A 22,483-nucleotide genomic window follows, 5' to 3' on the forward strand; every position below is an offset into this window, starting at 1 on the left:
ACCCCCAATGTCAGCAAAGGCTTTTCGTTTTAGATTGTGTTTATTGATCAATCAGGTTTGTTACTTTCAACATTCTTGCAATCAATGCGGTAACCTCAGCACGGGTCATCGTTGTCTTCGGACTCAGAACTTCTGGCCCGTTACCTTGGATGATTCCAGCTGCAATCAACTGGGCTACATCTTCTTTGGCCCAATTCGATACATTGGCTGCATCACTGTAATGTTCCAGTTCAGCATTCGCCTGATCCGGGCTGATTGAAGCTTCCGGTTCAATCAGACGGTAGGCACGAGCAACCATAGCAAATCCTTGCTCACGTGTGATTTCCTGATTACCGTAGAAGTTGCCATTATCGTAACCGCGAACGATACCAAATTCATTCGCAAGGGCTACCGCAGAACGGAACCATGCGGAATCGCTAACGTCAGGGAATAGATTCTGTGGTGCATCCTGACGCATTAAGCCCAGTCCAAGCACAACAATCTCGGCAAACTCGGAACGGGTAACCTGACGGTTCGGCGAAAATGTGTTATCTCCGTTACCTTGCAAATCTAATCTTGCAGCGATGTTGTTCACATCGGTTTTACCCCAATGGGATCTGGCATCTTCAAAATCCTGCGGATTCCAGATAACCGAGTAGCTTCCGCTGCTACGCAAGTCATTAATGAGTGCATAGTAACGACTATCGATCTTGGTGACAACCGTCGGTACATGGAAGATGCTGCCGTCCGGATTGATGATTACGCCTGTTGTGATCCGGTTCGGATCGATACCTTCTGGAAGTGCAATATACTTCGGTGCATAGCCGTTAAGCTGTTCTGATCGAACGGTTTGTCCGTCTTTCGTAAACGTCAGATCCAGATCAACCGGTGCGACTAGCAGCTCATAACCTTGAGATGCGGCTCTCGTTTCGGCACTGTCAATCAAAGCATCCGAGGAACGTGCGATATCGATATGGACATCAATATCATTCAACGCTGCATTACCAAGCTGTCTGGACACACCGTTCAAGTCCATTTTACCGCCAGGTACCGGATAGATCGCCAGCGGATTGCTAATGTTCAGTTTGGAACCTTGATCTACTAATTGTTTTAGTGTTTCGAGGGTTAAACCGTCCACCTTCATATCACCATCATTCGGCGAATGAATCGCGAACTGTTGTCCTGTACCTTGGGACATAGCAACATTCAGCTTAGTTGGATCAACTTCAACCAACGTTTCTTTGTTGTCAGATGGCTTGGACGTAGCGAACGGCTGATGACTGCCATCCCGGGTGGTTTCCAAATTATCCTTCACAGGTGCCGGAGTTGGTGTTGGTACTGGCGCTGGTGTCGGTGCTGGTGTACTTCCGCTGTTACCGCCCGTATTTCCACCGCCGCCATTGTTGCCTCCACCATTGTTACCATTGTCACTGGATGCTCTGTTCACGTTGATTTTGTACTCCGTAACATGGCCAAAGGAGTCCGTGACTTTAACAACAATCGTATTTCCACCGACTTGGAGAGATAGGTTCTCACTTGCATCACCACTTGTAACCTCGTTCCATTCCCCATCTCCAACAGCTATTTCAATCTTTGAAAGTGGATCAATTGCTGTTGGTGTTAACTGGAATTGATATACGCTATTCGGCACTGAGATGGTGTACGTATCTTTAGCCGGATCAAAGGCCGGAGACAAACTTCCTGAAGATGGAATCAACGTTTGTAGCGTAGATGTGTCGACACCAGTACCAGGCTTTTTGGTAAGACCCTTCCGGGCATCCACCAAATCCTGATACGCTTTTTCCACTTGCTCCGGTGTTGCATGTTCATTGTCGAACACAGATTGAGCAACTTCTAAGGCATCTTGTAGCGTTTGCCATGATTCTGGCGTGTACTCCTCTTTGTCCAGTTCACCTGTTTCGGTCTTACCGTTAATCTCATCGATTTTGGCCTTCAACTTCGCTTTATCAATAATAACAACATAACTTTTCGTATTTGATGCTTCTGAATCTGCATATGCTGGATTGTTCGTCTTCGCTGTGACTGTCACCGTGTAGGCGCCAGCTTTCAGCGGAGGTTCCAATTGCGACAGGTTAAGCGCCGTTCCGGTTACTTCCACCGTCCGCGTTGTACCATCTTCCAGTTCAATCGTTACCTCATACTTATCCGCATGCTCAACGACTTCCCATTTCAACTCATCATCGATGAGTGTGATGTCTGGCGCTGTCAAAGAAGCAGCAGCAGTTGCAATGGTAAAGTACGAGTTCGGACCAAAATTCGAGGTATTAAGAGTTACTTGGCCGTTCTCAATTAAATGTAATGTGTTTGGATTACCAAATTGAGTATCATCGCTGATCACGACATATTGAGGCAACGCCGGGTTACCTCCCGTTCCGTCTACCTGAAGTGTAATCTGTGATTCAGCCCAGTTTGCTTTCTGTACCTTGTAGATACGCTCCATCCCAAGCAGTTTTTTCTCATCTTTCGTAATCGGTGTTTTAAATTCAGCACTTGCTCCATTGTCACCAAACGTAAAGAAAGAAGAATCGTTTGAAATATCATTTTTATTTGCAGAATTGGTATCCTCAACACTGTTGCCCAATGCAATCGTCAACATAGATCCCTGTTCCTGAGCTTTAGCTTGTTTCTGCAGCAAGCCGCTCTGATCATCTCGACCAATGCTTGTAACGCGATGGGTATAGACTGCGTTCACAGTTGAATCCCAGATCGTAGCCATGTTTGAATCGACATATGAATTGGCTATCGTCTGATCCAGCGTATACCCGTATTTTATCGCCAGGTATGTGCTGACTTTTTGGCGTTCTGCGTCCGTAAGAGCATGATCATATACGATAATTTCTTCAATGGTACCCTGCCAATGTTCAACGCCCGTAGCTGCTGGAATCAGCTTACCGACTACTGCTCCGCCAGAGTTCCCCGTATCCCATAGCTTAACATTATCTTTTCCCCAGTCATTTAGTTGCTGTACCTGCTTCATTTTACTGTACAATCTGGCTTGGTTTATACCAGTATCCCCGCCTGTCCAAGTAACAAATTGCTCGTTCGGGAATGTCGTTCCCATAAATCCTTCGGCAGTATATAATGTCTGGTTCTTATCACTGTTAAATGTCGTCAAGCCGCCTCTTGTGTTATTCTGAAGCATCCCTATTCCAGTATAACCACTCGTTTGGGCTCCCCAGGAAATGATATAATTGATGCCTCCAGGTTTACTGGTTTTACTAACGGTAATAATTGATCTGGGAGTCTTCCCTTGTGGAAGCTTATTTACATCCAGATTCATAAAAGTTTTCGTTCCGTCATATTCCAATACCGGATTAAAATTAATATTATGACTCTTATCATCCCAATAGGTCGGTTGATTAGCGGCCACATTTTGTGTTGCGTTATTTACTTTACTGCCTTGATCTTCCCAAGTACTCACCTTCTGGCCGCTGGAAACTTCCATGCCAAGATCTGATCGTAGCCATAGTGCAGGGGCATCAACTCCACCCGGACCAGCTATGCCTCCAACTGACTTATCTACTACAACAATATCCCTGCGTACGGGTTCAGCAGAGATCCCGTTATTTGTTGCTGTAACCCTCAATGTATATTCTCCAGGTGGTAACACAGAGGAAGGGGTGAATTCCCATGTCCCGTCTGGGTTGACAGTAGCTTCCCCGACTACGTTTTTATCTGGGTCGGATTTGTTTACCATTGTAATGGTTACCACGGACCCAATTGTAACTGAACCTTTCAAAGTAGGTTTGGTACCCACAGTAGAAAGATCCCGGGGAGTATCCAGATCCAAATTGACTGGCAATCGGTATGTTAAAACAACCTTGTTAGCTTGATTATCATATGCAACCGCTGCCGTCGTATTAATATCAGATACAAAGAATGTCTGGTCTTCTTGCACTGCTTGATACGGGGCTCGACCTATAGCAATGTCGACCACCGGATTCGTGCTTTCATCAGGCATAATCTTGGCATACACACCAACCTTCGATCCCGATTGCATAGGACCAACCAAGGTTAGATAAGCACTACCAGTAGCTGTCGTATTCTTCAGGTACACATTACGTTGATCCCCATTGGCATTAAAATTATCGTAGACATACGCTGTGCCTCCGAAATCAAATCGAGCTTGGCTCGCATCCCCACGCATAAATACAGCAACATTCCCTATTGTTTCACCTTCGCTTAATTCGGTTCCCAACAACTTGTTGCCCGTTATCTTGCCTCCGGTCATCCTGAAGTTAGGACTTTGATATAGTCCCACCCCAATAATGACTCCATTTCCATCTGAAATTTCATTATCCGTAATCAGACCATCCTCAATGACCAGAGAGCCTCCTGAACCAGCACCCAGTACTGAAGAGGGATTCTCTTTTACATTGCCTGAAATCTTGTTACCATGAATGATGGTACCCTCTTGTATAACCACCATTGAATTACCGCTGCTAGTTGATATAACCGTTGCAGGCTGACTGACACTTGCTTTCACGTAGTGATTTCTAATCTCAGCCTCTTTAAAATTCACTGTTCCGCCCGCACTACTGATTCCATATATCTGGCCGTTGGTGCTTACGTGATTTCCATCTATAATGATTTTCTCAAAAGTTACACTATTCGCTCTACTCCCACCACTGATCTGAATCAAGTTTCCATCAACAAAGCCTTCACCACGTATAATGGAGTATGTATGTCCCTCGGCAGAGGTTATCGTAATATTCTTCCCAGCAGAAGAGATAACCAAGGTGGACTCCTGGATGATGTTACTTTGCAGGATTATTGTTCCTGTAGCATCGACCTTTTCAAGTGCCTTTTCTATTGTTGCCACTGGCGCTTCTGTTGTACCCGTGCCAACGATATCACTTCCCGTCGATGATACGTAGATATTTCCATCGGCTGCGCTTGCTAGCGGAGCAAACAACGATGATATTGATGATAATAGGACCACAAAAGCCAAAAACGATATTTTCATTGCCTTAAATACTTTCAAATTAACTTAACCTCCTATGTGATTGAAATGTTTTGGTCATTACTGGGACAAGCATTAACGCAAAAACTCTGCTTCTTCTAAGCCCCATTTGCTATCTGACCCTCATCGTGCTTATTCTACACATAGCCTCTCACCAAACTCTTACCAAACCCTTCGCTAACAAAGACAACAAAAAACAGCCCTGCAAATGAAGCTGCAAGGCTGTGTATTTTCAATTACATATTCGATTGTTTCCATTGTTGGTACCACAATTCAACTTCCAAGCCAGGACGTATGCCAGCCTCTTGCTCTAACGCAGAAACCAACTGATTATATTGAGCGATTACAGGATCTTTATTGCCTAATCGATCGTAGGTCTTCATTAACGCCAGTCCAACTGGCTCCAATGATGGCTCGAATTGCTGTACCCGGTGATATAGCGTGAGTGCTTCTGTATTCTGTCCCAGTTCAATATAGTATTGTGCGAGTTGCATGGCATGATTACGCCATAGTGCATGCAGACGCTGACGTTCCAGCTCAGCCCATACGTAATCGTCCTCGCCATAATATTTGCCTTCATATTGATCTGAGTTCTGCCGATGTTCAGCTATTGTAGACGAAGATAATACAGACAATCGATTAAGACGATTTTCCCATTCTTCCGCGTCAATCCTGAATTCTCCGGTTTCCAATAGATAACCAAACTGCTGATAGCGAATGGACATCTTGTCCTCGTCCATGAATTCATTCATCATGCTGCGTAAACGATGGATGCCACTATGCAGATTCGATATACCTCTCCGCTCATCCAATTCTGGCCACAACAGTTCAAGTAGCGTATCCCGCTTAATCGGTTTGTTCCGATGGTGAAGCAAATAGGCAAATAACTCTCTGATTTTGGTTGTTCTGAACTTCATATGTTTTGGTGGCTCATTTGGATGCAGTTGGACCTGAAGCATTCCCAGACAGCGGATTAACATGGATGGTCCTTCTGCTACATTCAGACTTGCCGGCACCGTTCGGCGTTGATACATCTTCATCGTTTTTTCCAAACGGTCACGTGTTACAGGTTTCATAATATAGTCGAGCACTTCAAGCCCGTAAGCCGTCAGTGCATGTTCGTTATATGCAGTTGTGAAAATAACTTCTGTCCCAGGAGAAACCTCATGGATACGTTCGGTCGCCTCGATCCCGTTCATCCCCGGCATCTGAACGTCCATGAAGACGATTTCCGGCAGATGAATTTCGATCTGATCTATGGCTTCCTGTGCCGTCAGAAAAGAGCCGATAACTTCGCAATCCTCTCTCTCTAGCAACAGTTTGTTTAACCTGCTCAGAGCGAGATATTCATCATCTACCAAAATCACTCTCATATGCACAACTCCTCTGGCTCACTGATCACCCTTTAATCTATAATTTTACCATAAATCCGGACGTGGGACCGCTATCATTTGAATATAGAATCTATGTTCCGGTATTCAAAAAAATGTTGATCATTGGCGGAGGGCATGCAGGAATTTGAAGTAAACTGTCGAAAACTAAAGTCTGCCATGAAACCAATAACCTATAAAAAGATACCCCGATATGTAGTGCTGTCAATTCTATTCCTGACTATTTTACTTGGTTTTCGTTGGATATGGTCCGAGTCTTTCACTATACCCGCACATCCTGAACCCATTGAAGGCGTGTTGGACCTTCGAGGCTGGGACCTCGCCAACACTTCACCCATATCCCTGGATGGAGAATGGGAGTTTTATCCCCAGGCGTTCATCTCTAATCGTGACGCAAAAAAAGTGGGCACCCCCTCCACACGGATTCAAGTTCCCGGTGACTGGCGGAATGCGTTACCACAATCCTCATCGTCATTCGGATATGGAACGTATCATCTTCGCATACTTTTAGATCCATCTGTGAAGGAAGTCTCTCTCTGGGGGCAGAAAATTCAGTCATCATCGATCATCGAGATGAACGGGACCATTGTTGCTGAGTTCGGTCAACCAGCCACCCATGCCGAAGCTTATCGACCAGAAAGGACTGCATTTACGACTTCCTATACACTTGGCGGGGCCAATGAACTTACGCTTCTGGTGCAGACAGCCAATTTTGACGATTCATATAGCGGTGGGATCACACGCTCTCTCTATTTTGGTTCTCCAGAAGCCATTGGAAGTGAGCGAGGATTATCTATCGATTTGCAGAAAATTACGTTCGCGATACTGCTCCTGCACAGTCTATATGCTTTTGTCATGTTTATGTTTATCCGGAAGGAACGAGCTCTGCTGACGTTCTCGATGTTAACGCTGGTAGCTGCCCTAACGGTCGCCTCCGACCATGACAGTCTGTTATTGAGTTGGATTCCACTCAACTTCTCTTGGATGGTCAAAGCCAAAGCGTTGTCCTATCCGTTGTTCGCATTCTTTCTTTTACAGATGGCTAGAAGCTTCTCCCATAGTCTACAAGGACGTAAACTGTTCCGTATCTATGCCAGTGTGCTTGGCATCTACTGTGTATTTTTGCTCGTCGCACCCGTGACCCTGATCTACCATGTACTTGAGATTGGGATTTCTGATTTCCTGTATCTGTTTGCCATTGGTTGGTCTGTGTACCTGTTCTTCCGAATGGCCGCCGAGAAACGAAGTGATGCAAGCTTTTTGCTCTTTGCGGCAACCAGCAGCTTATCCAGCGTATTGTGGGGAATTGTGAACTCACTTAATGAAATTACTAACGTGTATTATCCGATTGATGTGATCGCGGCCATGTTCGGCTTCTCCGCCTATTGGTTCAGAAAATACTTCCGCAACTCAAGTGAGATCGAGAAGTTGTACGAACAGCTCAAAGAGGAGGATCGCCAGAAGGATCAGTTTCTTGTGAATACGGCTCATGAGCTGCGTACCCCGTTACATGGCATCATCAATATCGCCGAGAGCATCGCGGTTCGTGAACGGCGTACATCAGGTGGTCAGCAGCAGGCAGAAGACATGAAACTGTTAGTTACCATCGGCCGACGCATGTCCCAACTGGTTGATGACCTCCTTGACGTAATTCGCCTGAAGGAAAAACGTATTAAGCTTCAGAAAAAGCCTTTATCTCTTGCATCCGTTATTCCAGGCGTGATCGGTATGTTCCGATTCATGGCGGAGGGTCGGCCGATCCAGATGAAGGTGGATATTCCAGATTCACTGCCGCTGATTCAAGCCGATGAGAGAAGACTTGTTCAGGTACTCTACAACCTATTGCATAATGCGCTCAAATTTACCGATGAGGGTACGATTACTATATCTGTGCGTGAACATGGAGAGCACGTCTTAATTCAAGTTTCGGATACCGGCGTTGGTATGAGTGAGGAGATACAACAGCGAATATTCGAGGCGTATGAACAGGGGACACCAGAGGCTCGCTTAAGTGGAGGAATCGGCCTCGGTCTAAATATCAGCAGACAGCTCACCGAACTCCATGGCGGCCAACTCACCGTGCAATCTATACCTGGGCAAGGATCCATCTTCCAGATCTCGCTTCCACGGGAAGATACCGCATCGCTATCGGATCAAACGGAGCAGCGATGGGCCGCTCACAGCTTCGAGGAAGTTGCGATTGCAGAGCCGCAGCAGCAGAGCCTATCTCAATCTCATGATAAGACTGCCGCCCGTATTCTTGCCGTCGATGATGATCCTGTAAACCTGCGAGTACTGATCTCCATGCTTGCGAATGAACCGTACCAGATTCAACCTGCGGCCTCGGCACTTGAAGCACTTGAATTGCTGGATAAGGAGCCGTGGGACTTACTGATTGCCGATGTGATGATGCCTCATATGTCCGGTTATGAACTGACAGAAAACGTACGCAAGCGTTATTCGGTAACGGAGCTTCCCATCCTGTTGTTGACGGCCCGTAACGAACCAGCCGATGTGTACGCTGGATTCATGGCTGGCGCTACGGACTATGTCACTAAACCCGTTGATGCCGTTGAGTTAAGGCATCGGATCGGATCATTAATTGTGCTGAAACAATCCATCGATGAGCGGCTGCGCATGGAGGCTGCTTACTTACAAGCACAGATTCAGCCCCATTTTCTTTTTAACACGCTCAATTCAATCATGGTTCTTAGTGAGATGGATACGGAGCGAATGCAGAAACTGGGCGATGCTTTTATCGAGTATCTTCAGACCAGCTTTCATTTTGTCAATTCGGAGAAGATGGTGGAGGTCACTCATGAGTTGGATCTTTCACGAGCCTATCTCTACATTGAGAAAGAACGATTCATGCATCGATTAAACGTCATCTGGGATATCCCCGATGATCTTGATCTATCCCTGCCGCCACTCACCATCCAACCACTCATTGAGAATGCCGTTCGACATGGTATTCTCAGCAAAGTTGAGGGTGGAACCGTGCATATCCGAATAATCAACCATACAACGGGTACCTTGATCGAGATCGAGGATGACGGTGTGGGAATGCAGCCCGAGCAGATCGAACGGGCATTGGCATGGCCCAAGAAAGGACCCGGCGGAACCGGAGGCATTGGATTAACGAATACGCATCGCCGGTTGACTCAGATGTATGGACAGGGTTTAAGCATCGTCAGCTCACCGGGTCAAGGTACGAAGGTTTCCTTTGTCATCCCTTTGGACCGCAGTACAGGAGTCTGAGTGATAAGATAATTCTATAACTCTACACTTGGCATTTCGTAAGTTCGTGTCCGTATGCTTTGTGTAAGGTCTAAAGTGGAAGCCATGGTGCAGGCCGGGCAGGTTCAGGTTCAAATTCAATTCCAAGCTCAAGTTCAAAGTTCAAAGTTCAAGTTCAAGTTATGATATATCAAATAAATCAAAAAAGAGCTAAGCACGGGTTTCATCCCGGCTTAGCTCTCTTCTTTGGCTTGATTCTTATTTAACACGATTAGATTAATCGTTATACGTGCAGGACATGTTTTTCATCCGATAATCCCAGCGCTTTGGCTGTTGAAGAATGAACCTCTTTGAGAAGATCCAAGTTCTCCACAAGCGAGATGCCGTAGGAAGGAATCATTTCCTTGATCTTTGGCTCCCATGCCTCCATATGCTGCGGGAAGCACCGCTGAAGAATCTCAAGCATGACCTGAACTGCGGTGGATGCACCTGGTGATGCACCTAGCAAAGCCGCAATCGTTCCATCTGCAGACGTGACCACTTCCGTACCAAATTGGAGCGTACCCTTGCCACCTTGGACAGTATCCTTGATCACCTGCACACGCTGTCCCGCCAGAACCATATCCCAATCCTCGCTCTTCGCACCCGGAACAAAGTCACGCAATTCAGCCATACGTTGTTCTTTCGATAACATCAGTTGCTGGATCAGATATTTGGTCAAAGAGATTTCTTTGACACCTGCTGCAAGCATCGTAAGCAGATTATGCATCTTAACCGACGTGATTAAGTCGGCATTGGAACCTGTCTTCAGGAATTTCGGCGAGAACCCGGCAAACGGTCCGAATAACAGCGACTTCTTATTGTCGATAAATCGGGTGTCCAGATGCGGAACGGACATGGGCGGAGCCCCTACCGAAGCCTTGCCGTATACCTTGGCATGATGCTGTTCCACGACCTTTTGATTTTTGCACACCATAAAGATCCCACTGACCGGGAATCCGCCGATATGTTTACCCTCCGGAATGCCCGTCTTCTGGAGCAAGTGCAGACTTCCGCCGCCCGCGCCGATGAAGACGAATTTCGCCTTATGGCGTTCGACTGCACCACTCTTCAGGTTTTTCACGGATAATTCCCATTGTCCATCGCTGGTGCGTTTCATATTCTTCACGCTATGTTCGTAGTGGATACCCACGTGTTGTTCCTTCAAATGTTTGATCAGCATACGCGTTAAAGCACCAAAGTTAACGTCCGTACCGGAGTCAATCTTGGTCGCTGCAACAGGTTCATTACTTGTGCGATCTTTCATCATCAGCGGCATCCATTTCGCCAGCTCTTTCTTGTCATCCGAGAATTCCATGCCTGCGAACAGCGGGTGATTCGATAAGGAGTCATAACGTCGTTTCAAAAACTGGACATTACTCTCTCCGTGCACATAACTTAAATGAGGAATCGGCATAATGAAGTCCCGCGGATTACGAATCAGACGGCTATTGACGAGATAGGACCAAAATTGCTTTGAGATCTGAAATTGTTCATTCACTTTAATCGCTTTGCTAATATCTACGGTTCCGTCTGGTCGTTCAACGGTATAGTTAAGTTCGCACAATGCAGCATGCCCGGTTCCGGCATTATTCCATTCATTGGAGCTTTCCTCTCCTGCAGTGGCGAGCTTTTCAAAAACCTTAATATTCCAGTCTGGTGCCAATTCTTTTAGCAAAGTCCCCAAAGTTGCACTCATAATTCCGGCACCAATCAAGATAACATCTGTACTCGTTTGTCCCTGGCTCATGTCTACCGTCCTTATATCCTATATTTGCCAAAAGGATGTAAGCGTTATCGATTTGGCATTTGCAGCAAGCCCATTCTTGAACGGGGTCGCACCTTCTCTGAATGAATATACCTTGATCTAGTGTATCAATAATATGGAGCAATTTAAATATGCAATTTCAAGATATTTGCTATTCCATCAGTATACGCTAGTTTACATCGGAACGTTAGCCCGGTTATAGGCCTGAAAGATATATTTGTTCAAAACAAAGAAAGGTGCTCGGTTTTAGTGGGACTTGGGTGATCAAATGGATGCGCCAAAAGCCGCTTTCGAATTTCTTCGTAAGGCGGCATATATAAATTAACGATTACCACCCCCGGCGTTTCCGGGAGTACTCAGAAGATCGAAATCAGTTCTTTTGTATACGAATGGCGTTCTTCAGCGAACAACGCATCCGCGCCAAAGCGATCAACAATCTGACCTTCCCGCATGACGATGATGCGCTGGCTCATGCGATGTACCGCAGCCAGATCATGCGAGATGAACACGTATGACAGACCAAGCGATGTCCGCAGATCGGTGAGCAACTGCAAAACGGCACCTTGCGAGATCACGTCCAGGCTGGCCGTCGGTTCATCCAGAACGACAACGTCCGGCTCAATGCCAATGGCACGCGCGATCGTTACACGCTGACGCTGTCCACCACTTAGCTCGTGGGGGTAACGTCCAGCCAAATCGCTTGGAAGCTCAACAGCTTCAAGCAACTTTTGGACGTAAGCCTCCTTCGACGTATAGGTAAAGTGGGACAACTCGGCGTTCCGTCCAAGCTGTTCGTACGGATCGATCAGCGAATCGGCAATCTTGAGCTTTGGATTCAGTGCAGCCATCGGGTTCTGGAAAACAATCTGAATCTTCCGGCGATGAGGTCGCAACCGTCGGCCGCTCAGCCGTGCGATATCCTGTCCGCCCAGTGTAATCGAGCCTGTGTCTGCATCTTCAATCCGCAGCAGACAGCGGGCGAGCGTACTCTTGCCGCACCCGCTCTCGCCAACCAGGCCAAGACACTCGCCGTAGTTCAGAGTGAAGGAAATATCATTCACAGCTGGTCGGTCTGCACCATCATACGTTCGGCTAAGATGTTCCACGTGAAGCACAGGATTGCTGAGGATACTGGAAGATGAAGCATTGTCTGAAACGGTGGTATTTATATCCGTATCTGTATCCGCAAGATCTGTATCTGTAGTAGTTATGACTGTATTGTCTGTGTCTGCATGGTTTACATTTTTAGCAAAGTCATGGCTTCGCACAACAGTTCCTTCTTCGGACTGCATGAGTCCACGGCGTTCATCATTTTCCGTTGTCTTCATTCCATTCCCGCCTCCTTCAATCCCGACTTCAGCGAGCGGCTCAGGACGGGAGCCGCTTCAATCAGCTGGCGAGTATATTCATGCTGAGGATGATCGAGAATGCGATGCTTTCCGCCAGATTCAACGATCTGCCCTTCCTTCATGACAGCCAAACGGCTGGCATAGCGACGTACATGACGCCAATCGTGTGTGATAAACAGAATCGCACAGCCTGTCTCCGCTTGTTTACGTGCCAGCAGTTCCAGTACGCGATGCCCAGACACACTATCTAGCGCGGTCGTTGCCTCGTCTGCAATCAGTAGACGAGGAGACAGCATCAGCGATGTGGCAATCGAGGCCCGCTGAAGCTGTCCACCGCTCAACTGGAACGGATAGCGGCGCAGCAATTCAGCGCCAAGGCCAACCGATTCCAGCGCTTCCTCAGCCCGTTTTTTGCGGATGACAGAAGACTTTTCCCCATGTACCTTCTGGTACTCATCAAAGTGCCCACCAATACTGCGAAATGGCGTAAATGCTCCCTGATAGTCTTGAAAAATATACGAGATGCGGCTTCCCCGCAGGGCGCGCATCTCCTTTGGTTTCCGTTCGAGCAGATTACTGCCTTCGAACATCACTCGACCCGATGCATGCAGGTTGGGCGGCAGCAGACGACCAATCGCTTGCGAGAGCAAGCTTTTGCCACTACCGCTCTGTCCAACCAAAGCCATGAATTCACCTTCACGAACAGCCAGAGAGACTTGCTCTACAATCGTACGATCCCGACTGGAGATGCTCAGTTCCTCAATGGAGAGAATCATGGCTGCACCTCCTTCTTCACGTCAAACCGGTCTCGCAGATAGTCGCCCAACATGTTGGCAAGCAGCACTACCGAGACAATGGCAAGACCAGGGTAGATCATCAGCTCTGGCCGAGACTGGAAGTAAGGCCGTGAGTCATTCAGCATCGCACCCCATTCAGGTGTTGGCGGCTGTGCGCCAAGGCCGATGTAGGACAATGATGAGATGAGCAGAATGATTTTGCCCAGATCGAGACTGGCTAACACGAGCACATGGCCTGCGATATGCGGAAGCAGATGCTTTCTCATGATACGACCGTCCGAAAGTCCGTTGGTCCGGGCGATGCGAATGTAATCCTTTTGGGACTCCGATAAAACCGTACTCCGAACGAGACGCGCATAGCTGACCCACTTAACGATTACAATCGCCAATACCAGATTGCCGATTCCCGCGCCAAGCAGGCCACTGAGCACAATCGCCACGATGGTATCAGGAAAAGCTAGAAAAGCATCAGCGATCCGCATGAACAGCTTATCGACCCAGCCACGTTTGTAACCCGCGATCAAGCCAAACGGAATGCCGATCAGCAATGCAGCACCGAGTGCCAGCAAGCTATACCCCAGTGTTTGGCCGCCGCCAAGCAGCAGACGTGTCAGTACATCGCGGCCCAGGTGGTCGGTACCGAACGGATGGAGAGCACTTGCGCCCTGCAATCGTCCGCGCAGATCGGTTAAGGTATGATCATGCTTCAAGTATAAAAAGGCATATAAGGAGGCCGCGATGACCAGCAGTGCAAACAGCAGACCAATGATCGCCTGCCAGCTATGTTTTTTAGATTTTGTCGTCGGAATGGGCAGGGGCATGGTTTTCATCGGTGGGCCTCCTTTTCCTTGAGTTTCATTTCAGGATTCAAATAACGATAAGATAGATCAACCGCCGTATTCACGAGGAATACTACGATAGCCATGATCAGGATGTAACCCTGAATCAGAGGATAATCACGCTGGCGGATGGCATCAACGACAAGCTTGCCGATCCCCGGATAAGCGAACAACACTTCAATCACGACAACTCCGCCAATCAGGCTGCCGAGACTTACGCCAAATACCGTAATGACAGGCGGAAGACTATGCCGAAACGCGTGAAGCATGAAGATCCGGCCTTCGGATAACCCTCTTGCTCGAGCGGACCGAACGAACTCCTGACTTAGTGAATCCAGCAGGCTGGAACGCAAAAGACGCACATAAACGCTGGAGATGGCAAGTCCCAGAGTCAAAGATGGCAGAATAAGTGATGTGAATCCATCCCGGCCCATGGTCGGCAGATTGCCAAAGCGTACGCCGAACATGTCGATCAGGATCAGACCCAGCCAGAAACTCGGCACCGCCGCCCCCACAATGGAGAGCATGCGGCTGCCGCGGTCAATCCAACTGCCACGATGGAGCGCTGATAGCGAGCCGAGCGGGATCGCTATAACGAGCATGACCAGTAGAGCACCTATCGTCAGTTCAGCCGTAGCTGGCAGCGCACGCATCAAGGTCTGCATGACAGGCTGGCCTGTCGAATACGATACGCCGAAGTCGAGTCGAACGAAATCGAGCAACCAGTTGCCAAACTGGACAGGAAGCGAATCGTTGAAGCCCATTTCTTCGCGTACAGCTTCGACCTGCTCCTGACTAACGGACAGTTCGTCCACGTTCAGGATCGTCAGCACCGGATCACCGGGAGCCAGACGAATGAACAGGAAACTCACAAACATAATGAACAGCAGAAAGATAAATACTTCAAGGAACTTCCGAAGCAAAATGCGAAACATTACATCACATCCAGCTTATTGGTAATCATGTAATATTCACTGCGAGTGGTAACCCAGTTCTTGATCTTCTTGCCGTTGTAGGCAACAATTGTACCTGGATGAAGCACAAATGAATTCAGCACGTTGTCATGAACGTAGTTGGCTGCCTTCTCGGCAAGCTCTGCGCGTTTCTCCGGTGCAACTGTGAGATTCAGTTCGTCGATGATCTTGGTCAGTTCCGGATCTTCCGATCCGCTGAAGTTAAGAGCACCCTTCGGATGGTACGTTGCATTCAGGTAATATCCAGCATCGCCACGCGGGGCCGTCAAATTACTGTACGTTGCAATATCCCAATCACGATTGGACGCCATATAATCTTCCGGCGTGTCAATCTGGCGAATCTGCACGTCGATACCGATCTTCTTCGCATCAGATTGGAACACTTGAGCAATCAGTGGCAGATCGGCACGGGCTGAATATGTCAGCAGCGTCAGCTGCAATGGTTTGCCATCCTTGGTCATCACGCCGTTTTGCTGCGTGTACCCTGCTTCGCCAAGATATTTTACAGCGACATCAGCTCCAGATTCCGTTGCTGTATCGGTATAGGTTGGCGCAAATGGCAGCGATGGCAGGAACGGTCCGATAGCAGCTTCGCCATATCCTAGCAGGATCGTATCCACGATGCCCTGACGGTCAATCAGCGCGTCCAGTGCACGACGAACATTAAGGTCCTTCATACTCTCCCGCTGCATGTTCATCGTTAGCTGATGCACGCGGAACGTCGATGTAGATTCAACGGTCATGCCGTCCATCGCTTTGAGCGATTCGAGGCTTTCGACTTCAGGACGGTATACGATATCTACCTGTCCAGATTTTAGCGCTAGTGTGCGGGCATTGGCATCCTCATTGAATGAGAACGTGATGGAATCCAGAGGCGATGCTCCGTCCCAATATTCATCATAGCGATCCAGTTGCAGCTTGCTACCTGGGGTAAAAGAGGTCAGCTTGAACGGGCCCGTACCAATCGGCTTGTTCACAATGTCCGGCTCACTCACGTCGATAATCGCCGTGTTCGGATTCACCAACTCGGAAGCGAACTCCGGGAACGGCTGAGTTGTAGTGATCTCCAGCTTGTCGCCCTCAGCTTCAATCGTATCGATCTTCAGTGCGTTCTGGATGGCTACATTCTCTTCCAGTGCACGTTCAAAGGATGCCTTAACGGATTTACCCGTCATTGGCTTGCCATTCTGGAAGGTCACATCATCTCGCAGGTCAATCGTCCAATGCTGTCCGTCTTCGCTCTCCCAGCTCTCGGCGAGCCATGGGGCAACCGTCAGATTCTCTTCATCGAGACGTACCAGCGTTTCCGTAATGCCCGCGCGCAGCGGTACATAGCTGGAATCGACATGCGGATCTAGCGAACTCGTGGAGAAGTTATATAGGAAGTGAACATTTTTATTATCGGTGGATGGTTGCGCAGCGGGACTGGACTCAGATGATCCGCAGGCGCTCAACAGTCCAGCGCTCAAGGCCAAGGAGACCAGCGCTAGCAGTGGCGTCTTTTTATTCAAGGTAATGCCCCTCTCTCTTAATCGTAATCATTATGATCTAAACAATGAGTATTATCATATCGTAATGATTACGTTTTGACAAGAGTTATATTAGTGTTAGAACGAGAAAAAATCCGACTCTCGGATGAGAGCGGATTCTTCATGTTTTTTGTTACATATGAGGACTTTATTATGGTTTATTTCCTTTGCGATCCGGGATTGTTTACAGGTGATACCATGCAAGATTTTCTCGAAGAGTTACAACCCAGTTTCGTAGTCTTCCAGCATATGTGACCAGTAAGCTTCGACATTATTCATTGCTATCGGATCAATCTTCTCAAAATAACCACGAAGTGCTCTAGCATACTCATCTGAGGTATATGTACCTTCCAGTCTCATTTTAGTTGCCAGTTCATTTCTAATTAGATGAAACAAAAAGAAGGTTCCCAAATTCTTATTGAGTATATATACGTTGGATTTATCCAATGATGATGTTGTGAAAAACATATCGCTCCCTTGTTTTAGATAGAGACCATACGAGTCACGCATACCATAACTTGCAAATTGACCAATCTGAATATATTCCTCTTCCTCAATAAATTTCAATTGAAAAGCTTCAGATGTATAAAAGAAAAAATCATCATATTGTTCCGGAACTCCTATGTCGATTAAAAAATGAGCATTCTCTTCACTTATGCCCCGATCTTTTAGATTAGTAAAGTCATAATGAATTATTTCCGTGTCATAGTAGTCCTTTATCTCAACGATATCAAAATTCATGCTCTCACTCCTAAGCGTTACGAAAATGGTAACGACTAAATAACGCAGCCCTAGCAACTGCGTTATCGTTTGATGGTGAATTTTTTCATTCTACAATTTCACCTATTTTAACCCCTTAAGAAATTCCTCTAATATTTTTTGGCTGGCAGTGCCTGCTCCTGAAATTGCATTATGCACACGATCTAATATCATTGGATGATTTATAATTCGTTGCTTATGTTTAGTAGATGTGTAACTTCTTAATGTATCTATACATATTTCAAACAACTCGCTGTCTTCAACAGAAAGTAGAGAAAGCAGGATTTCAAATTCTTGTGTGTGCTGTGTACTATCCAGACAGTAAGCCAGCTTTTTCTTCCAGTAGAGTGGCTTATCCAGCACCTCAATGGTTAACTGATCCCAATCACTTTGTCCGAAATCCTCCAATATTTCTGCTGCTATAATACAACCGTCATCATACCAGGAATCAACTGTCGTCACAGCCGATAAAAGATTATCTAATTGTTTGTACATATTAAAAATTAACCTCTATCTTAGTCATCTCCCAGTTTGATCCTGTCTGGATACCGGTAAGATTAATCCATGTAAGAAATGGCCGTCTTGATAATATTCGTTAATTTTAATTCAGGATATTTTTTATCACATTCCTTGAGGGTGTTGATATATTCTGTACTTTGGAGATTATAAGCTATTTCTTCAAACACCTCACTAACCCAAATAAGTTCGTCCTTACTACAGTTCTTGAGGAATTGAATCGTCTCATCTTCATTTTGGCTTAGTATATTAATTAGTTCAACTCTGTAATGCTCGATTACTGGATCGTTCATATGAAGAGCCGCTCTTTTTCGTATTACTTCTCTAGACTCTACAATCATTTATTGTGACCTCCATTTAGAAGATCCAGCCCAATCGATTTATTCAAATCATTTTAGGATCTTTATAGCACCAATCAGAGTCATAAGTCTCTGAATATATCTTTTGTATGTCTTCCCAAGTGTAGACCCAATCGTAATCAGACACCCAAAAATAGTCGGATCTATTAAGATTCAGATATTCATAAACGAAACGAAGAATGACCTCTTCTGCTCCAAACACTTCTTCTATTGTACCTACTCGAATGAGTTCGTGATCAGGATCCAAATCAAGATCTCCATAGTCACCGAATATTCCACTCTTATTTTCCTTTGCCTTCACATATATAATGAATTGATGATTATTATCGTCGCTGTTGTAGGAATGAGCCAGAATGTTCAACGTTGTAGAAGAGAATTTTCCATTTTTAAGGTTTTTATGATTATCAAAAATAATCCGGTTGTCGGAGTTAAATGCTGCAATCATAGTGTCAGACAAAAACTTTTCTGGCGTATACTTTTCACGCTCCGTTAAGAAAAATGCAGTGGTTCCCATTAGTTATCCTCTTCTTTATTAGTTTAAGGACTCTAGAACTGCTATGAACGGAGGATGTCCCGTTTCTTGGTTTTGTAACAAACTTGGTTTACGAAATCTTAAACTCGTCTGCAGTTCAATTACAGGTGCTTCCGCCCTGACTTCTTTAAGCAAAACTTTTACCCAAAGGGGGCACAAGGGTACTCTACAACCCAACATCTTTATAACAGAATCAATATCGAACTCGCGTCCATCTAAATTATTCGAATTTAACATTCCCCGGTAAAGATATTCGTCTGTAGAATTTAAAGATTTACCCCACTCCTCAATCGGAGTAATTATGAATTTACTGTTTTCACCCAATACTTCGTTATGATAGGTGGATAATTCATCTACAGTTTTTAGTAAGTATTCCTTAAAAGAATCTAATTCCATATATGTTATCAACATGCCTACTCCGTTAATTTAAATTCAGTACTTGTCTTGAAGATATAATTTAAAATTCATTCTCCCACAATAGCTTCTAACCATTTTGCTGCATCTTGACCTAGAAGGACTGTTGGGTTGTCAGGGGTGCCGACATTAATGCTATGGAAATTCGCAAAGTTGCATTAGAAAATTCAGTATAAGATAGGTCCGACTTATAAAAATCACAATTCACTAATTCTGCGTCGTTATAAGTTGACGAACTTAAACCTGAGGCATGGAAATCCATGTTGTTCAGACTAAGATTATCAAAATTACAGCTAGTCATATACGATTATTCCAACCACACACCAGTTAACTCATAATGTTGAAAATCAACTTCCTGTAATCTTAGCTTCTCACCTTCTTGACCACTAGTCTCAACCCATTTTTTGTGAAGCTCAAATTTAAGGTCTAAATTTATTTCATAATTTTAAAGGCCAACCTTTTTCAAAAAAAGTTCTAATAACTCAGCGTACTCTTCCTGATCTTCTTCATCAGCCCATTCGAATTGAGAAAGATCTCTCTTGATAGTCTGGAGTAATCTTTTTAGTTGTGATAAGTCTCTAAAATTATTCGTTTCAATAGAATAAAGAAGCTTCAACAGATGTCCATCATACATCTCCCCAGCAAGAGGATCTTTTGATAAAATTTCTATAGCCTTTTCTATACCAAGATCTATAAGCACATGTTGGCCCAACATTCTACTAACATCTTCTAAGTCAAGCTCACTCACTTTCTTATTAATAAGTCTATCGTACCAATGATCCAAAGATGAATCAGAGTTATCAGTCTGAATATTTTGATCTATTGAATATATTTCTTTAATTAATTTACTCATTTATTTTGTTCAGCTCCTGCATTTAAAAAAGGCCTATCTACGATCTTATAGGACGCAGGTAGGCCGCTTCATTTAAAAATCGCCTCGAAGGGCAAGGAAGTTATTGGTTTACCCAAGCTTTCAAGCCTTCTTCACTAATATCAATAGGTGCCTGTTTTGACATGTATTCAGCGTTTGCCAGAGGAAATGCATAACCCCCAGCAATAATATCGCCATGCCGTCTTCTGAGGGTTCCTCCTCTTTCAATCAGAAGAATTAGAGGTTCGTACAAATCATGGAATTTCAATGCAATCTCATTTCCAGTATCCTGCAAGTTTAACCACTCTAGATAAGCTTCACATGTTCCTTTCATAAACGTATTTTTCAACCCACTCAACCCAGGACACTTTTCTGATATACCCAGATCACTATTAAATCCAATTGCATGAGAAGCTTTAAAGAAAGGATACGGTGTTTCTAGATCATATAATGTAATTAGCACTGCTGCTCGTCTTATATATTCTTGTATCAGCGCCATATGTGAAGGCTCGTCTACAGTACCAGATAGATTCCAATCTATTTTATTTATTCTTTCTATTCCTTTGGAAAAATAACTCATCACTGCCTCCATTATTCCGAGTTTTTATTTGGTATTTTTACGATTATTTAAAAGGATCAAAGCCTTCAAATGTACCATATTCCGGTTGCTCAGGTGCCTTTCGATGTGCGCCATCATTCGGAGGTTGATCAGTATACGTTCTCTTATCATCTGACCATGACTCTATACGTCTGTACGGAATTCCCTCCTTCATTAATTTTGCTTCAGTAAGTTCATGATCGGCTAATTGTTTAAACCAATCCTTCTGGGCTTGATTGAGTTCTTTTTTCTGAGCTAACTGCCAAGCATATGCTATTTCATCGTCAGGTGAGAAATGTTCTTTCTTAATCAGAATGCCTCCTGCTTTCGGAATTTCATGTTTCTCTAAAAATAAATGTTTCTTTAAATTTGTAATGTCTGAAATATCTAAGCCCGTATTCTTAGCAACATCAGGAACATCCTCTAATTGCATATTCCTGATTTTATCATATGATTTCATACCATAATCTGAAATGCTATCTTCAAAGAGGATAAGTTCATCCAGCTTGTTAAACGAAGAATTCGGCATGTCATCTTTATTGATTCTTACTACTTTATTATCATGTGTAACAATTTCAGAATAATTATCATATACAGTCACCTTTTTAGCATGTTTACGAATGTCCTGTACATTATCTCCAGAGACTATTTTTCTTATCGCATTTTCTGTTTCAATGTTAGGTTTTCTTAATACCTCTGTAGCTTTACCCTCTATCTTACCATTCTTAGACTTAGCAGCCTCAATATGCTGCTTAATCTTCGCCACAGCAGGATTAGAAGAAGGCAATCGAAACGGCCCCTTACCACCCGGCATACTCCCACGAACCATCTGAATCCCCATAAAAATCTGACTGAACTTCAGAGACGCAACCATCATCTGAGCATATCTATCCGATACAGGCTCTCCCGTCGTAGGATGAATGCCCATCTCAAACGCCTTGATCTGTAACGCAAAGATATCTTCCCCAGGCGGTTCAACGTTCACAGCTTGCATGCGATTAAAGTCCAGATGTCCCTGGTCCCTCTCATAAGCCTGAAGGGCAGCCTGATCCGTAACACCTTTCTCGTTCACAGGCATCATTTTGCCAAGCATCGCGTTATACGCCATCCGATAGCCCTTGTCACCCGAACCTGAGTCACCTGATGATTTGGTCATCATAACTGCGGCACCGACTGCTCCAAACGCACCACCCAGACTTCCCTTTTGAGCATCTGCATCTTGGAAACGGGTGGCGATATCCTTCAATTCCTTGGATGTGTTCACCATACTCTCCAGCGCTTTATCCAGTATAGGTCGTGACTGCTCGAACTCATAGTAAAATCGCTCCTGCGTCGCGCCCATCCACATCGCCTGAACGAACATGATCTGTCTCATCAGATCACTTCGTATACTCTCCAACTGCTGTCTGGCCTGATCCACCTGATTCGATACGTGATGTAGTTGTTCAGGGGTAACTTTGATTGTACTCATAACGTTTCTCCGCTCATTCAAAATAGGATTATCCTATGTTAGCAGAAGTGTAATATGTAAACTATCCGGCTAACATC

The 22,483-nt window shown here is 45.4% G+C and carries 17 protein-coding genes; 1 reads left to right on the top strand and 16 read right to left on the bottom strand.

Features of this window, described 5'->3' with window-relative positions; genetic code table 11:
* Positions 1-40: 40 nt before the first annotated feature.
* Both NYE45_RS29725 and NYE45_RS29730 read right to left on the bottom strand, forming a co-directional pair.
* The gene (locus NYE45_RS29725; protein WP_340015061.1) at positions 41-4,984 is read right to left on the bottom strand and encodes an S-layer homology domain-containing protein; all 4,944 of its coding nucleotides are present in this window, start codon (positions 4,982-4,984) and stop codon (positions 41-43) included.
* A 215-nt stretch (positions 4,985-5,199) separates the two neighbouring features.
* Complete coding sequence (locus NYE45_RS29730; RefSeq protein WP_340015062.1) at positions 5,200-6,336, bottom strand: response regulator; 1,137 nt, start codon at positions 6,334-6,336, stop codon at positions 5,200-5,202.
* A 177-nt stretch (positions 6,337-6,513) separates the two neighbouring features.
* Between NYE45_RS29730 and NYE45_RS29735 the strand changes: the two genes are divergently transcribed.
* The gene (locus tag NYE45_RS29735) at positions 6,514-9,612 is read left to right on the top strand and encodes an ATP-binding protein (protein WP_340015063.1); all 3,099 of its coding nucleotides are present in this window, start codon (positions 6,514-6,516) and stop codon (positions 9,610-9,612) included.
* Between the two features lie 262 nt (positions 9,613-9,874).
* Here the strand turns inward: NYE45_RS29735 and NYE45_RS29740 are convergent, their stop codons facing one another.
* The 14 genes from NYE45_RS29740 to NYE45_RS29805 form a co-directional block, all read right to left on the bottom strand.
* Entirely contained in the window at positions 9,875-11,380 is a 1,506-nt protein-coding gene (locus tag NYE45_RS29740; protein WP_076332169.1) for a malate:quinone oxidoreductase, read from the bottom strand.
* Positions 11,381-11,754: 374 nt separating this feature from the next.
* Positions 11,755-12,726, bottom strand: coding sequence for a dipeptide/oligopeptide/nickel ABC transporter ATP-binding protein (locus NYE45_RS29745; RefSeq protein WP_340015064.1), 972 nt, complete (start codon positions 12,724-12,726; stop codon positions 11,755-11,757).
* Positions 12,723-13,523, bottom strand: coding sequence for an ABC transporter ATP-binding protein (locus NYE45_RS29750; RefSeq protein WP_340015065.1), 801 nt, complete (start codon positions 13,521-13,523; stop codon positions 12,723-12,725). The genes NYE45_RS29745 and NYE45_RS29750 overlap by 4 nt, the downstream gene beginning before the upstream one ends.
* Positions 13,520-14,374 (bottom strand): nickel transporter permease, encoded by an 855-nt coding sequence (gene nikC, locus NYE45_RS29755; protein WP_340015066.1) that lies wholly within the window; start codon positions 14,372-14,374, stop codon positions 13,520-13,522. Before nikC ends, NYE45_RS29750 begins: the two co-directional genes overlap by 4 nt.
* Complete coding sequence (nikB, locus tag NYE45_RS29760; protein WP_062836581.1) at positions 14,371-15,318, bottom strand: nickel ABC transporter permease; 948 nt, start codon at positions 15,316-15,318, stop codon at positions 14,371-14,373. The genes nikC and nikB overlap by 4 nt, the downstream gene beginning before the upstream one ends.
* Positions 15,318-16,868, bottom strand: a complete 1,551-nt coding sequence (gene nikA, locus NYE45_RS29765; protein WP_340015067.1) for a nickel ABC transporter substrate-binding protein — start codon at positions 16,866-16,868, stop codon at positions 15,318-15,320. The genes nikB and nikA overlap by 1 nt, the downstream gene beginning before the upstream one ends.
* Positions 16,869-17,105: 237 nt before the next feature.
* Complete coding sequence (locus tag NYE45_RS29770; RefSeq protein WP_340015068.1) at positions 17,106-17,627, bottom strand: SUKH-4 family immunity protein; 522 nt, start codon at positions 17,625-17,627, stop codon at positions 17,106-17,108.
* 102 nt (positions 17,628-17,729) lie between these two features.
* On the bottom strand, positions 17,730-18,140 hold the full coding sequence (locus NYE45_RS29775; protein WP_340015069.1) for a hypothetical protein: 411 nt from the start codon (positions 18,138-18,140) through the stop codon (positions 17,730-17,732).
* A gap of 62 nt (positions 18,141-18,202) precedes the next feature.
* Complete coding sequence (locus NYE45_RS29780) at positions 18,203-18,502, bottom strand: hypothetical protein (protein WP_340015070.1); 300 nt, start codon at positions 18,500-18,502, stop codon at positions 18,203-18,205.
* A gap of 43 nt (positions 18,503-18,545) precedes the next feature.
* The gene (locus NYE45_RS29785; RefSeq protein ID WP_340015071.1) at positions 18,546-19,034 is read right to left on the bottom strand and encodes a hypothetical protein; all 489 of its coding nucleotides are present in this window, start codon (positions 19,032-19,034) and stop codon (positions 18,546-18,548) included.
* A gap of 18 nt (positions 19,035-19,052) precedes the next feature.
* Positions 19,053-19,448 (bottom strand): hypothetical protein, encoded by a 396-nt coding sequence (locus NYE45_RS29790; protein WP_340015072.1) that lies wholly within the window; start codon positions 19,446-19,448, stop codon positions 19,053-19,055.
* Positions 19,449-19,911: 463 nt separating this feature from the next.
* On the bottom strand, positions 19,912-20,319 hold the full coding sequence (locus NYE45_RS29795) for a contact-dependent growth inhibition system immunity protein (protein WP_340015073.1): 408 nt from the start codon (positions 20,317-20,319) through the stop codon (positions 19,912-19,914).
* A 100-nt stretch (positions 20,320-20,419) separates the two neighbouring features.
* A complete protein-coding gene (locus NYE45_RS29800; protein ID WP_340015074.1) occupies positions 20,420-20,917 on the bottom strand; it encodes a hypothetical protein in 498 nt (165 codons plus the stop codon).
* Positions 20,918-20,960: 43 nt separating this feature from the next.
* Positions 20,961-22,406 carry a WXG100 family type VII secretion target gene (locus NYE45_RS29805; RefSeq protein ID WP_340015075.1) on the bottom strand — a complete coding sequence of 482 codons (1,446 nt, stop codon included), beginning with the start codon at positions 22,404-22,406 and terminating at the stop codon, positions 20,961-20,963.
* Positions 22,407-22,483 lie beyond the last annotated feature (77 nt).

It is taken from the genome of Paenibacillus sp. FSL K6-1318 (assembly GCF_037976905.1).
Classification (GTDB): Bacteria; Bacillota; Bacilli; order Paenibacillales; family Paenibacillaceae; genus Paenibacillus; species Paenibacillus amylolyticus_A.